Source organism: Arthrobacter sp. SAFR-044, from assembly GCF_051965175.1.
In the GTDB taxonomy this organism is placed as follows: domain Bacteria; phylum Actinomycetota; class Actinomycetes; order Actinomycetales; family Micrococcaceae; genus Arthrobacter.
Window position 1 is genome coordinate 41493 of sequence record NZ_JBQCMK010000003.1, and the last position, 13654, is coordinate 55146.

Annotated in this window: 14 protein-coding genes; 6 read left to right on the plus strand and 8 right to left on the minus strand. The window is 61.6% G+C overall.

Features of this window, described 5'->3' with window-relative positions:
• Nucleotides 1-36: 36 nt before the first annotated feature.
• From ACTHQS_RS05300 to ACTHQS_RS05320, 5 genes are all read right to left on the minus strand, one after another.
• Complete coding sequence (locus tag ACTHQS_RS05300) at nt 37-1119, minus strand: branched-chain amino acid aminotransferase (RefSeq protein WP_440166737.1); 1083 nt, start codon at nt 1117-1119, stop codon at nt 37-39.
• Between the two features lie 96 nt (nt 1120-1215).
• Nucleotides 1216-1587 carry a carboxymuconolactone decarboxylase family protein gene (locus ACTHQS_RS05305; RefSeq protein WP_440166739.1) on the minus strand — a complete coding sequence of 124 codons (372 nt, stop codon included), beginning with the start codon at nt 1585-1587 and terminating at the stop codon, nt 1216-1218.
• A gap of 57 nt (nt 1588-1644) precedes the next feature.
• Nucleotides 1645-3087: an amino acid permease gene (locus ACTHQS_RS05310; protein WP_440166741.1), complete on the minus strand. Its 1443-nt coding sequence runs from the start codon at nt 3085-3087 to the stop codon at nt 1645-1647.
• Nucleotides 3088-3217: 130 nt separating this feature from the next.
• Nucleotides 3218-3682 carry a RidA family protein gene (locus ACTHQS_RS05315; RefSeq protein ID WP_440166743.1) on the minus strand — a complete coding sequence of 155 codons (465 nt, stop codon included), beginning with the start codon at nt 3680-3682 and terminating at the stop codon, nt 3218-3220.
• Nucleotides 3683-3696: 14 nt separating this feature from the next.
• Complete coding sequence (locus ACTHQS_RS05320; protein ID WP_440167410.1) at nt 3697-4926, minus strand: MalY/PatB family protein; 1230 nt, start codon at nt 4924-4926, stop codon at nt 3697-3699.
• A gap of 120 nt (nt 4927-5046) precedes the next feature.
• On the opposite strand from ACTHQS_RS05320, the gene ACTHQS_RS05325 reads away from it, so the two are divergent.
• The 6 genes from ACTHQS_RS05325 (at nt 5047) to ACTHQS_RS05350 (ending at nt 11497) form a co-directional block, all read left to right on the plus strand.
• On the plus strand, nt 5047-5511 hold the full coding sequence (locus ACTHQS_RS05325) for an Lrp/AsnC family transcriptional regulator (RefSeq protein ID WP_440166745.1): 465 nt from the start codon (nt 5047-5049) through the stop codon (nt 5509-5511).
• A gap of 484 nt (nt 5512-5995) precedes the next feature.
• Nucleotides 5996-7891, plus strand: a complete 1896-nt coding sequence (locus ACTHQS_RS05330) for a beta-glucoside-specific PTS transporter subunit IIABC (protein ID WP_440166747.1) — start codon at nt 5996-5998, stop codon at nt 7889-7891.
• A gap of 51 nt (nt 7892-7942) precedes the next feature.
• Complete coding sequence (locus ACTHQS_RS05335) at nt 7943-9355, plus strand: glycoside hydrolase family 1 protein (protein ID WP_440166749.1); 1413 nt, start codon at nt 7943-7945, stop codon at nt 9353-9355.
• Between the two features lie 99 nt (nt 9356-9454).
• Nucleotides 9455-10300 (plus strand): PRD domain-containing protein, encoded by an 846-nt coding sequence (locus ACTHQS_RS05340; RefSeq protein WP_440166751.1) that lies wholly within the window; start codon nt 9455-9457, stop codon nt 10298-10300.
• Between the two features lie 37 nt (nt 10301-10337).
• Nucleotides 10338-10616 (plus strand): HPr family phosphocarrier protein, encoded by a 279-nt coding sequence (locus ACTHQS_RS05345; RefSeq protein ID WP_440166752.1) that lies wholly within the window; start codon nt 10338-10340, stop codon nt 10614-10616.
• A 134-nt stretch (nt 10617-10750) separates the two neighbouring features.
• Entirely contained in the window at nt 10751-11497 is a 747-nt protein-coding gene (locus tag ACTHQS_RS05350) for an aspartate/glutamate racemase family protein (RefSeq protein ID WP_440166754.1), read from the plus strand.
• A gap of 316 nt (nt 11498-11813) precedes the next feature.
• Here ACTHQS_RS05350 and ACTHQS_RS05355 read toward each other — a convergent pair whose 3' ends face one another.
• The 3 genes from ACTHQS_RS05355 to ACTHQS_RS05365 are packed head-to-tail and all read right to left on the minus strand — an operon-like array spanning nt 11814 to nt 13649.
• Nucleotides 11814-12080: a hypothetical protein gene (locus tag ACTHQS_RS05355; RefSeq protein WP_440166756.1), complete on the minus strand. Its 267-nt coding sequence runs from the start codon at nt 12078-12080 to the stop codon at nt 11814-11816.
• Nucleotides 12081-12132: 52 nt separating this feature from the next.
• Nucleotides 12133-12879: an SDR family NAD(P)-dependent oxidoreductase gene (locus tag ACTHQS_RS05360; protein ID WP_440166758.1), complete on the minus strand. Its 747-nt coding sequence runs from the start codon at nt 12877-12879 to the stop codon at nt 12133-12135.
• Nucleotides 12876-13649, minus strand: coding sequence for an SDR family NAD(P)-dependent oxidoreductase (locus ACTHQS_RS05365; protein ID WP_440166760.1), 774 nt, complete (start codon nt 13647-13649; stop codon nt 12876-12878). Before ACTHQS_RS05365 ends, ACTHQS_RS05360 begins: the two co-directional genes overlap by 4 nt.
• Nucleotides 13650-13654: the final 5 nt, after the last annotated feature.

Here is a 13654-nt window from a genome sequence, read left to right on the forward strand (position 1 = left end):
GTTCCGTATCTCTATCCCTGCGTTCTTCTGAACGTGCTAGATCACCCGCTGGAGCCAACCCCTCGAATCGGGCCGGTCGCCGTACTGGAGCCCGAGGAGGTGTTCACGGATGGCGAGGGTGTTCGGGCCCGGTTCACCGGTTCCGATGGTGATATCTAGGTCTTCGCCTTGGATTGACACGACGGGGGTGATGGCCGCTGCGGTGCCGCTGGCGAAGATCTCGGTGATGGTGCCGTCCGCGCAGCGCGTCTGCACTTCGCTCAGTCCGATGCGCCGCTCCACCGGCGTTAGTCCGTGTTCTTCGGCGAGAGCGAGGATGCTGTCCCTGGTCACGCCCTCCAGAATGGTGCCCAAGCCAGGGGTGATGAGTTCGCGGTCGGTTGTGATGATGAACAGGTTCATGGTGCCTGATTCCTCAAGCCATTCGTGTTCGACGGCGTCGAGGTAGAGGACTTGGTCGCATCCGTTGGCGCGGGCTTCGGCCTGGGCGGCGAGCCCGGTGGCGTAGTTTCCGCCGCATTTCGCGTCCCCGGTTCCCCCCTTGGCTGCGCGTGTCTGGGTCCGGCTGGCCCACAGGGAGATTCCCGTGGGCCCGTCAGGAAAGTAGGGGCCGGCGGGGGAGGCGATAACGCAGAACTTTGCTTCGGCCGCGGCTCGGACGCCAAGGAATGGTTCCGAGGCGAACATGAACGGCCGGATATAGAGGCTGTGCTCCTTCCCATGCTCGGGGACCCAGGCGTGGTCGGCCCGGACGAGTTCCGTGACGGCGTCCAGGAACAGTTCCTCATCGAGGACAGGCAACGAAAGCCGTGTGGCGGATCGTGCGAATCGGGCGGCGTTGGCTTCGGGACGGAAGAGCCAGACCGAGCCGTCAGCGTGGCGGTAGGCCTTCAGTCCTTCGAAGATTTCCTGCGCATAGTGCAGCACCGACGTCGCCGGGTGGACGCTAAAAGCTTGGAGAGGGCCGACTTCCTGGTCGTGCCAGCCGTCCGTCATGGACCAGGAGGCAGTGGCCATGTGATCGGTGAAGTGGTTTCCGAATCCGGGGTCCGCCAGGACAGCCACCCTGTCATTGGGGGGCAACGGGCTTGGTGCGGGGGTCAGTGGAAAGGCGGTCATTCCGGTGTTCTCTCTGCTGGGGATCGGTCGGTAGTGAACGGGCTGAAGCCCGTGCCCCGGATATTTCCGGGACGCGGGCTCTAGCCGTGAGGTTGCTCAGGACAAGGATGCCGCTGGGACGCTTGGGCTGGAAGCGGCGTCTTCACCTTGGAAGAACTTCAGGGCCTGCCAGCCGTGGGTAAGACCGCCGCCTGCCCTGAGCGCAGTGGCTGTCATGATGGTCTCTGCGAGCTCCTGTTCGGTGGCCCCGGCCTGGCGGGCGGCGTTTGAATGTGCCTCAATGCAGTAGGGGCACTGGGTAGCCAACGCAACGGCGACGGCGATGAGCTCGGTGTACTTGAGCGGAATGACGTTGTCCGGGTTTTCGAAGACTGCCTTGTCGAGCGCCTGGAAGGCGTCGACGGCGGCGGGAGCACCCTGGCGAAGGTTCCGGAAAAACTGGCGGTCATTGTGGTCGTGATACGTCATGGAGACAACTTTCTGTGAGTGGTTTCTATTGGAGGTAAGGAGTAACGGGCGGCGGGGTCAGCTGCCCATGTGGTCGGGGACGGGTACGGAGTCCTCGGTAGCGGTTTCGACTTTCTCGGGGGACTGCCGCTTGCGGTAGACCCTGTAGGCGACGGCGACTACCACGACCCAGGCCACAGAGACGATCAGTGAGACTTGCATGTCCGGCAGGATGGCGATGCAGACCAGGATCACGGCAACGAATACGAGCGCGATGTAATCGGCGTAGGGGTAGAAGGGCGACTTGTACTTGATCGCGTCAGCCTGTCCGTTCTGGATGCGCAGCTTCCGGAACCGAAGGTGGCTGAGCGCGATCGAGCCCCAGGCGCAGATCAGTCCGAAGGTGGTCACCGAGGAGAAGATCTCGAAGACCTGATCCGGCATGACCAGGTTCAGACCCACACCGGCGAGCATGATGACGAAGACGGCGATGACGGCGCCGGAGGGGACCTGCTTGCTGTTGACCTTGCCGAGGAACGCCGGGGCCTTGCCCTGGAGGGAGAGGTTGTAGAAGGTCCTGCTGTTGGTGAAGATACTGGAGTTCACCGCGGAGAGCACTGCGGTCATCACCACGAGGTTCATGATCGTTGCGGCCGCCGGGATGCCAATCCTTGTGAAGACCTCGACGAACGGGCTGCCTTTTCCGGTCAGGGAGGTCCAGGGGAAGATGGTGACCAGGATGGTGATGGCTCCAACGTAGAAGATCATCAGACGCCAGAACGTGGCATTTACGGCCTTGGGCATTGTCTTTTCAACGTCCTTGGCTTCGCCGGCGGTCAGACCCAGGTTCTCGATGCCGCCGAATGCGAAGGCGACCATCACGACGGACAGGATGGAGCCGCTGATGCCGTTGGGGAAGAAGCCTCCGTGTTCCGTCAGGTTGCCCAGTCCGAGGGGCTGGCCCCCGTTCCCGAGCCCGAAGAAGATCATTGCAGCACCGAAGATGATCAGGACGACGATCGCGACCACCTTGATGATGGCGAACCAGAATTCTGCCTCGCCATAGAACTTCACGCCGACGACGTTGATGACGAACATGATGAGTACCGCGATCGCCGCGGTGACCCAGATCGGCATATCGGGGACCCAGTACTGGACATATTTGCCCAGGGCATTGAGTTCGGCCGCACTGGTGGCGAGGAGGAAAATGAACGCGTTCCATCCGTTGAGGAATCCCATGAAGGGGTGGATGTAGCGGCTTGAGTAGGAGATGTATCCGCCGGAGACGGGTTCCTCGACGGACATTTCGCCTTGGGCGCGCATCACGAAGTAGATGGCGGCTGAGGCGACGATGTAGGTGATGATGATGGCTGGGCCTGCGGTCTGGATGGCCCAGCCGGAGCCGTAGAACAATCCAGTTCCGATGGCCCCGCCGATGGCAATCATTTGCAGGTGCCTGCTCTTGAGATCCCGTTTCAGGTTCTCTTTTTCATATGCCTGAACGCGTTGGGGAGATTTCATAGCGCTCTTCTTCCTTGAAGGGGCTTGGGGGATCAGATGGTTTCTGGCATGCCTTTGGGTCGTCAGTGGTGTGCGGTCGCCAGTGCGTACTTGGTGAATGAGTTTGATGCGGGAGTGTCCCGCGGTTGAATCAGTGGAGTTCGAGGACGGCTTCGATTTCGACCGGGACGTCCATCGGCAGCGAGGGAACCCCGACGGCGGAGCGGGCGTGGTTTCCTGCCTCGCCGAGCGCCTCGACCAGGAAATCAGATGCACCGTTGGCGACCTGGTGCTGGTCGGTGAAGGCCGGCGCGCTGGCGACGAAGACAGTGATCTTGACCAGGCGCTTGATCTTCGCCAGGTCGCCCAGGGCGTCCTTGGCCTGGGCGAGGATGTTCGCAGCGCACCAGCGCGCGGCTTCCTGACCGGCGGCGATGTCGACGCCTTCGCCGAGCTTGCCCATTGACGTGAAGGCACCGTCGCGCATCGGCAGCTGGCCGGAGGTGAAAAGCAGGTTCCCGGTGCGGACGTAGGGCTGGTAGTTGGCTACCGACCGTGCAGGGGCGGGGAGGACGACGCCGAGTTCGGACAGACGGTGTTCAATGGTGATGGTCATGGAATTCTCTTCTTTCAGTTGCTGATGAGGGCTGCGGTGAGCCGGTTAATGGCTTCGTCGACAGTGCTGCGTGGGCAACCCAGGTTGACCCGCATGTAGCCGTGTCCTTCGAGACCGAATTTCTGGCCCTTGTCCAGCCAGAGGCGGGCCTTGGTGAGCATGAACTTGTCCAGCTCTTCCGCGTTCCGGCCAAGGCCCCGGCAGTCCATCCAGGCCAGGTAGAGCGAGTCGGCCGGCAGGACCTTCAGTTGCGGAAGCGCGCTGTTGATCGACGCGGCGAAGTGTTCATGGTTGCTCCGGACATAAGCCACCATCTCGTCCACCCAGGCCTCGCCGTGGGCGTAAGCAGCTTCTGCGGCAACCATGCCAAGGACGTTGACCAGTGGGAACATGTTCCGGTCATACTGGCGGGCGAGCTCTTCCCGCATCCGCTGGTTGGGAACAAAGACGTTGGCACTCTGCAACCCGGGGAGATTGAAAGTCTTGCTCGGCGCAGTGCAGGTGATGCTGTTCTGAGCGAACTCCTCGCTGAGGGACGCGAAGGGGATGTGGCGCTTAGCGGGATCCATGATGAGGTCCTGATGAATCTCATCGGAGATGACGATCACGCCGTGGCGAGCACAGATCTCCCCCATCGTGCGCAGTTCGTCTTCGGTCCACACGTTGCCGGTCGGGTTGTGGGGGTTGCTGAGGATGAAAATTTTGGTATCAGGCCGGATAGCGGCCTCGAACACCGTCGCGTCCAGCTCATACCGGTCTCCGACCCTAGACAGCGGTGCGAAGGCAAGGTGCCGGCCGTTCATGAGCATGTCGTTGTGGAAGTGCGCGTAGACCGGCGGCTGGATGAGGACAGAGTCGCCCGGCGCAGAGAAGGCCTGCACCGCAGTCTTGAGGGTCGTGATGATGCCCGAAGTCTGGAGGACCCACTTTTGGTCGACCTCCCAGCCGAAGCGCTTGGCCTGCCAACCGGTGACAGCATCAAGGTAACTCTTCGTGGCCCCGCCCGGGTAGCCGAACACGCCATGCTCGACAGCCTCATGCAGTGCATCCAGCACGACCCGGGGGGCCTTGAAGTCAGTGTCGGCCACCCACATGGGCAGCGGATCTGCTGCGGCCTCGTCCGCAGAAAGAAGAGCGTGCTTATAGGCCCACTTCATCGAGTTGGAGGTGCCCCGTTCGACGACCTCGTCGAATATCGAAGTCGGCGCGGTATCAAGGGAAGGGATCAAAACTGTGTCAGGCATGGTACTCACGAAGCGTTCCTTAGTGGTGTATTTGCGATGCAGTTCACACTAAGACGAAAGCCGTGCAACGTGTTTGCAACTTCTCCGGCAAAACCTCATATAAATGCTAGATTTTGAGGCATGGACAGGATAGATCGGGAGATTCTTGCATTGCTGCAGCTTGAAGGGCGAATATCGTTCACTGAACTGGCGGGGCTTGTGCAGTTGAGCCTGTCGAGCTGCCAGCGGCGCGTGCGGGATCTGGAGGCGCGCGGAATCATACGCAGCTATCGTGCGGTCGTGGACGCAGCTTCGGCCGGCTTCGGCTTTGAAGTCGTTGCGTTCGCAACGCTCACCCGTCCTGACGTGCTGGATGAGTTCGATGCCGCGATCAGCCATGTTCCGGAAATCATTGAGGCCCAAAGACTGTTCGGGGAGCCGGACTACATGATCCGCATCGTTGCGGCGGACCGCGAGGCCTACCAAAAGCTGTATGACAAGGTGCTAAGCCGCCTGCCGGGCGTGCAAAGCCTCAACTCCACCATCGTGATGAAGGAAGTAATTGCCTCCAGGGCGCTGCCCGTTGTCCGGCGCTCAATCGAGTAGCCAGGAAGTGGCCGAGACCAGTCTCGCCCATCCAGTACAGCCTCAATCTTGAACGTTCCAGCGCATGCCGAGGGAGAACTGCTGTACACCCCCTGGGCGTCCGAGCCTCGGTCCGCCGGCAGCAGTCTGGGGGTTCGTCGCCAGGAACTCATGAGGTGTTTGGCGCCGCCGAAGCAGTCATGCCGGAGAAGGAGCTCTTCTGGATCGTCACCCCCACTGGCCAGCGCCGGATCATAGAATTCCACGAATTTGATGTTTACATGCAGCAGGCACGGTGGGAAGCCAGACAACGTAGCCCCAACACCACATAACTTCGCTTTCAAAGGGGTCGTGTTGCGCGTGACTGGAATCACCTGTACGCTCTGATGTTAGCGACGGTTTTCGTCGGCAGGATTGTTACTCGGAAACGGGGCAAGACCTGAGAAGCACACTATGTGCGTCTCGGGTCTTTTTTTGTGCCCAAAAATAGACAGAGAGGTCTGACATGGCAAGTGTGGACTACCGGTCCTTGGCCGGCGACATTTTGCAGGGGGTAGGCGGCGAGAAGAACATCGTCAGTGCCGCCCACTGCGCTACCCGGCTCCGGCTTAAGCTGCGGGACGAGACGAAAGCAGATACAGCAGCGGTCGAGAAGCTCCCCGGCGTGATCACCGTCATGAAGGCCGGCGGCCAGTACCAAGTGGTAATCGGCGACAACGTACCCACCGTTTACGCTGAGCTCGGAAAAATCACCAAACTCACTGATGACAGCGCGGCAGACGAGGAACCGGCGCCGAAGGGCAACCTTTTGAGCCGCTTCATTGACCTGATCTCCTCAATTTTTTCGCCCGTCATCTGGCCACTCGCGGCCGCAGGCCTGCTCAAAGCATTTCTGAGCCTGGCCATTCAACTTGGCTGGCTCGATCCCACATCCCAGACCAATGTAATCCTGGCTGCCACCGCTGACGCGCTGTTCTACTTCCTGCCCCTGTTCCTGGCGGTAACCGCCGCCAAAAAGTTCAGGACCAACCAGTTCACCTCCATGGCGATTGCCGGGGCACTGGTTTACCCGAGCATCGTTGCCCTTGCCGCAAAGCCAGACGCTGTGAGCTTTGCCGGTATCCCGGTGGTGATGATGAACTACACCAGTTCGGTCATCCCGATCCTCGTCGCCGTGTGGCTGCAGGGCTACCTTGAGCGTTTCCTGACCCGCGTACTTCCGTCCGCTATCCGAAACTTCACCACCCCGCTGCTGACCCTTCTGGTCATGGTCCCACTGGTCCTGATCACCGTCGGCCCCGTCACAACCTTCGCAGCCAAGGGGCTGTCTGCCGGCATCGGCGCAGCGTTCACCTTCGCGCCGTGGCTCGCAGGGGCAATCATGGGTGGCTTCTGGCAGGTCTTCGTCCTCTTCGGCCTGCACTGGGGCTTCGTCCCCGGCATGCTCAATGAGATCGCCACTTCTGGCCACTCCCTCCTGTTCGGCCCGCTGCTGCCGGCCGTCCTCGCGCAGGCAGCAGCCACCCTCGCCGTCATGTTTCGTACCCACAACAAGGCCCGCCGCGCCGTGGCTGGTCCTGCGGCTCTCTCGGGCTTCCTCGCCGGTATCACAGAACCCGGCATCTACGGTGTGAACCTGCCCCTGAAGAAGCCGTTCTACTTCGGTATCGCCGGTGGTGTTGTGGGTGGCGCCATCGTGGCCGCAGGGGGCACCGGTGCCACGTCCTTTGTCTTCCCGTCGCTGCTGGGCCTGCCTGCATTCACCTCGGTGGGCAACATCGCCCTTCTTTTCCTCGGCACTGGCGTCGCGGTCGCCCTGGCCTTCACCTTGACCTTCCTCTTTGGCCCCCGCGAGGCAGAAGCAGCGGCCGACGCCGGCACTTCCGTTCCCGGAACGTCCGGGGATAAGCAGGCGGCAGCTGAGCCCGTCCAGGTTTCCGCAGTCCCCGGCGTGGAGGTACTGGCGCCGGTGACGGGTGAGGCGGTGGCCTTGGCAGATGTTCAGGATAAGGTGTTCGCCTCCGGCGCGATGGGCAAGGGCTTGGGCATTGTGCCCGCCGATGGCCGCATCCACGCGCCGATCACGGGGACCATCAAGGCAGCCATGAAGACCGGCCACGCTTTCGGCATCAAGTCAGATGACGGCGTGGAGGTCCTGGTCCACATCGGCATCGACACCGTCCAGCTCCAGGGCCGCGGCTTCGAAGCAGCCGTGACCCGAGGCCAGCAGGTCCGCGCCGGCGACCTGCTCGCGGTCGTAGACCTCTCTTTGGTGGCCGAAGCCGGTTACGACACCACCACCCTGGTGATGGTCACCAACACCGCCCAGCTCCAAAACGTCGACCCGGTCACCGAAGGGAAACTGGCCCTAGGGGACGCCGCGATCACGGTCCAGATCTGACTCCTTCTTCACTTCCACTTTCCCAGTTCCTGCTTGAAAGGATCCACAGCTGTGACCACCACTTTCCCCAAAGGATTCCTCTGGGGCGGCGCCACCGCCGCCAACCAGGTTGAAGGAGCCTACAACGAGGGCGGCAAGGGTCTGTCCATCCAGGACGTGATGCCCAAGGGCATCACGGAAACCCCCACGGAAGAACCGACGCCGGACAACCTCAAGCAGGTGGCGATCGACTTCTACCACCGATATAAGGAGGACATCGCCCTCTTCGCCGAGATGGGCTTCAAGGTGTACCGCTTCTCCATCGCGTGGAGCCGGATCTTCCCGCTCGGTGATGAAGAAACCCCTAACGCCGAAGGTTTGGCCTACTACTCCAGAGTCCTTGACGAACTGGAAAAGCACGGCATCGAACCGCTGGTCACCATCAGCCACTACGAAACCCCGCTGCACCTGGCCCGGAAGTACAACGGCTGGACCAACCGTGAACTCATCGGCTTCTACGAGCGCTACTGCCTCGCCCTGTTCGAACACTTCGGGTCCCGGGTCAAGTACTGGCTGACCTTCAACGAGATCAACTCCGTGCTGCACGAACCGTTCCTGTCCGGCGGCATCCCGGCGCCGAAGGATCAGCTCACCAAGCAGGACCTCTACCAGGCAATTCACCACGAGCTGGTCGCATCGGCACGCGCCACCAAACTGGCCCACGAATTGATGCCGGAGGCGCAGGTGGGGTGCATGATCCTGGCGCTGCCGGTCTACCCGCTGACCCCGGACCCCTCCGACGTCGTTGCAGCCATGCACACCGCGCAGGACAGCTACGCGTTCGGCGACATCCACTGCCGCGGCGAGTACCCGGGTTACCTGCTGCGGCACTTCCGGGACAACGGCATCGAGCTGGACATCACCGAAGGGGACCGCGAGGACCTGAAGAACACGGTGGACTTCGTCTCGTTCAGCTATTACATGAGCGTCTGCGAGACAGCTGATCCGAGCAAGAAGGTCACTGGTCCTGGCAACATCATGGGCGGGGTGGTCAATCCGACGCTGCAGGCCTCCCAGTGGGGCTGGCAAATCGATCCGCAGGGCCTGCGTGTGGCCCTGAACGACTACTGGAACCGGTGGCAAAAACCGCTCTTCATTGTGGAAAACGGCGTCGGCGCGAAAGATCAACTGGTGGAGGTTGAAGGTCAAAAAACGGTCATCGATGACTACCGGATTGCCTACCTCAACGACCACCTGGTGCAGGCCCGGGAAGCAGTGGCAGACGGCGTCCACCTCATGGGCTACACCGCCTGGGGATGCATCGACCTGGTCAGTGCCTCCACCGCGCAAATGAGCAAACGCTACGGTTTCGTCTACGTGGACCGCAACGACAACGGCACCGGCACCCTGGAGCGCTACCCGAAGAAATCCTTCAAGTGGTACAAGGACGTCATCGCGACCAACGGCGCCAGCCTCAAGAACTAGGCCAGTCTCACTGGCAGCCTGTAATACTGGCCGGAAGTGGGGTTTCCTGCCTCCGGCCAGTACAGCAGAGATTCCGGCACTCAACGAAAGGAGGGCGACATGGAGGTCTTGCGCGTCTTCAACAACAACGTCGTCCTCGCCCGGACCCCAGACAAGGGCGAAGTCATCCTCACGGGGCGCGGTCTGGGGTTTCAAGCCAAACCAGGCAAACCTGTAGATGAGAGCAAAGTTATTCGTGTCTTCGTCCCCGAGGATGGCCGGGACGCGGACAACTTCGGTGCACTCGTGGCAGCAATACCTCCCGAGCACCTCCTGCTCGCGGACGAAGCACTGCAGATAGCCCGGAAAGACCTGCCAAACACTATAAGCTCCACCACGGTTGTCGGCCTTGCCGACCACATCAGCTTCGCGATCAAGCGGATACGTCAAGGCATCGACCTCGAATACCCTCTCCGGGGCGAGGTGTCCCACCTCTACCCGGAGGAACTAAAGACAGCCCAACGCGTCCTTGATTTCGTCAATACCCGCATTGAACAAGCCCTGCCCGAGGCCGAAGCAGTGCCCATCGCCCTGCATCTTGTCAACGCAGGGTTCGCTACCGGAGACCTGTCGCTCACTTACCAAATGACCGGCGTCTTCACCCAGCTATTCGAGGTCCTGGAGCAGGCCTACGAACGACCGTTCGATCGCGACACTGTAAATGCCGCGCGCTTCATCACCCATTTACGCTATTTCTTCGTCCGTGCTCAGACAGGTCAACAACTAAACGACGGCGCGACAGCGCTGAGCAAAGCGATCCGTGAGTCGTATCCCGAGGCCTACGGTACGGCGCTGAAGCTCCAGGCGGTGCTCGAGCTGCGCCTGGGCGAGCCGCTTACTGAAGACGAAGTCACCTACCTGACGCTGCATGTAGCCCGCATGGTCGAAGACCTCCGGCTGCAGTAATCACCCAATTTCTTCAACAACTGAACGGAAGAGTTACATGTTCGAACGCACTGCCATCATCGCGAGCACGTCTGGCTTACACGCCCGGCCCGCAACAGTCTTTGTGGAAGCAGCAAACGAATACGACGGCTTGGACATCACCATCGGACGCGAGGAAGAGCCTGCTGACGAAGCAATGGATGCTACGTCAGTTCTTTCCCTTATGAGCCTCGGCCTCGAGTACGGTGACCGGGTGATTCTGCGGACCGAAGGTACCGGGTCGGAGCAGGCATTGGATCGACTGGTCGGGCTACTCGAGACCAACCACGACGCCTGACAGGCTCTCCCGTACACGACGGTCGGAATTCTCACCAGCGGTGATCGACTACGTCTACTTCACTGTCGGGTGGAGAATCACTGCCAGCTGGAGCAGGATCACCACCACGCGCATCTACGACGAGGAACCTCACCATGAGAAAGAAAATCCCTGGCCTCATCGGCCTGGCGCCCAAAACGAACTGCGTCTACTACCTCGAGATGACTCAGTCAGCGGCAAACGTGGACCCGGCCCACACTCCGAACTCACTGCTATGGACCATCAACTTCGAAGAAGCCGCCCGCGCCGTTGGTGCAGGAAACCTCGAAGCGCTCAACGCGCTTCTGATCGACGCCGGCAAGCACCTTGCTGCAGGAGGGGCAGACTTTCTAGTGTTGACTTCCAACACAAGCCACAGTGCTGTTCAAGCTTTGGAAGCGGAGACAGCACTGCCTGTTCTCGACATCCGCGCCGTGGTGGCACAGGAACTGCAACGTCGCCACCTGCAGCGTGTAGGAATCCTCAGCACCAGCCTCACGCAATCAGCAGGCCTGTACGAGGAGGTGTTCCCAGCAGCCGGTTTCAGCATTGAATACCCCGACCGTGCAACCGCCGCACACATCGACCAGGTGATCTTCAACGAACTGGTCAAGGGTATAACCGACGGAGATGCCTCCGCTGTCCTCAAACGCGCCGCAGCCCAGTTACGTGACCGAGGCGCGCAGGCCATCCTCCTGGCATGCACTGACATGACTATCGTCGCGGACCAGCTCAATGATGCCGACATCATCGACACCACAACTCTCCACGCCCGGGCCGCAGGAGAATTCATCTTTGCCAAAGATGCGGCTGTGAAAGCGCCTTCCTTGCCGTCCTCAAAGGCCCCTACGAGAGGATCTTGATTCTGGCATCCAACATTGGGCCTCTTAATGACGCGGTAGAACGTTATGCCCTCCTCGCCAGAACGCTGCAAAATGCCTGCGAGGAACAAGGTTCTGCATACGATGCCGTCCTGCTGGCCCAGTACTGGCTTTCCCCGGCCGCAAAACCCTTTCCGCGCACCTCGGCAATCCCGTCCTTGCAGGACCGAGGCTGGCCGCAGCCACCCTGCGATGCCTGCTGCTGCAAGCTCCAACCCCACAGTCACGGAAAGAAGGGTAGGCGCCCGTGCAGTGAACGGCACCTCAGGGAATCAGTCATCGACCGGGCGCGTCCATTTCAGGAGGCCGGCAGCGGGTCACGTTCCGGCTGTTCGCTCATCGATACCTGGTAGTGGAACCCGGTTCGCTCTTCGCATGCCCAGACCTGGTAGAAGCTGGCCTTCTCAAAGAGCTGCCGGCCCTCGACGGTTGAGTGGATCCAGAGGATGGAGCCGTCATCCGTAACAGCATCGACGAATCCACTGCAGACGATGGATCCCTGATAGCGGATTTCAACATTCGCGCCTTCGAGCGTGCGCCAGTCCTTAACGTGTCGCTGGTTCATGGGTTTCCTTTCGAAGGTTTTAGGTCAAGGACGATGAAGGTGGTGGGCGTTTTCAGCGCACGTAATCGGCGCCGGTGATGTCGATGGTGGCGCCGGTGGTGTGTCGGGACTTGCCGGAGGCGAGGAAGGCAATAACCTCCGCGACCTCACCGGGCGGAGTGACCTCACCTAACGGAAGCCCTTCAAGGACGGCGGGGTCCGTGGCGAGGTCGCCTGCGATGTCGGTGGCCACCCACCCCGGGGCGATCGCGTAGGCGAGGACGTTCTCCCTCGCGTAGCCGCGGGCGATTCCCTTGGTGAGGGCAAGCAGGCCGCCCTTGGCAGCACCGTAGGCGAGGTGTTCTGCGTCGTCCCCGCGGTGGGCGGAGCGGCTGGTCACGTTGATAATGATCCCGCCACCGCGCTCCCGGAATCCGAGGATGGCTTGCCGGCACAGGTCTGCCGGGGCGAGGAGGTTCAGTTCGTAGTTAGCCTGCCAGCCCTGTTGCCACTCGCCGTCGTTATCAATGTGTGAGGCGAGCCAGGCGCCGGCGTTGTTGACCAGCACGTCGACGCCGCCGCGCCAGGCGGCAGCCTCCGTCCAGACCCGTTCGCGCTCCGCCGGGTTCCGAAGATCGCCTTGGACCAGGTGGACACGGTCGCCGAGCCGGTCGGCGGTGGCGTGGGCGGAATCCTTGTCGTTCCCGTAGTGGAGGACGACGTGCGCGCCCTCGCGGTGCAGGACTTCAACTGTCGCGCGGCCGATGCCGCGCGACGCTCCCGTCACCAGGACGGTCTTCCCGTCCATGGGCCCGGTCATGCAACGGCCTGGGCGCCGGTGATTTCAATGACGGAGCCGCAGATGTAGGGGGCTTCGTCGGAGGCGAGGAAGGCCACCAAGGCGGCGATTTCCTCCGGTTTGCCAATCCGGCCGAACGGGACCAGGGCGTCAAGGTCGGCCACAGTGCGGCCGCTGCGGGCGAGCCCGGCTTCGAGCATGGGCGCGTGCACTTCGCCGGGTGCGACGGCGTTGACCCGGATATTGTTCGGGGCGTAGTCGCGGGCCAGGTTTTTGGTGAAGGCGACGACGGCGGCCTTGGAGACGTTGTAGGCGATGTGTCCTGGCGCCGGGTACAGGCCCCACTGGGAAGCCGTGTTCACGATGGCACCCCCACCTGCGCCGATCATGTGCGGCAGCACCGCACGGCACAGGTGGAACAGTGCGTCCACATTGACGGCAAAGGACAGGTCCCAGTCGTACTCCGAAAGGGAGAGCAGGTCCCCGCGTCGGTTAACGCCGGCGTTGTTGGCCAGCACGTCAATCCGGCCGCGGGCATCAACGATGTGCTGGACGGCCGCCGCTGACGCTTCGGGGTCGAGAAGGTCGAAGACCAGCGCCTCGGCGGAGAAACCTTCACCCGTCAGGTCGTCGGCTACTTCCTTTGCGGCTGTTTCATTGGCATCGGCCACGAACACGTGGGCACCTTCGGCGGCCAGCCGGCGGCTGATGGCGGATCCGATCCCGCCGCCAGCCCCGGTGACCAGTGCGGTCTTGCCGTCGAAGCGGCGCCCACGTCCCGTCGTCGTCATTCTGC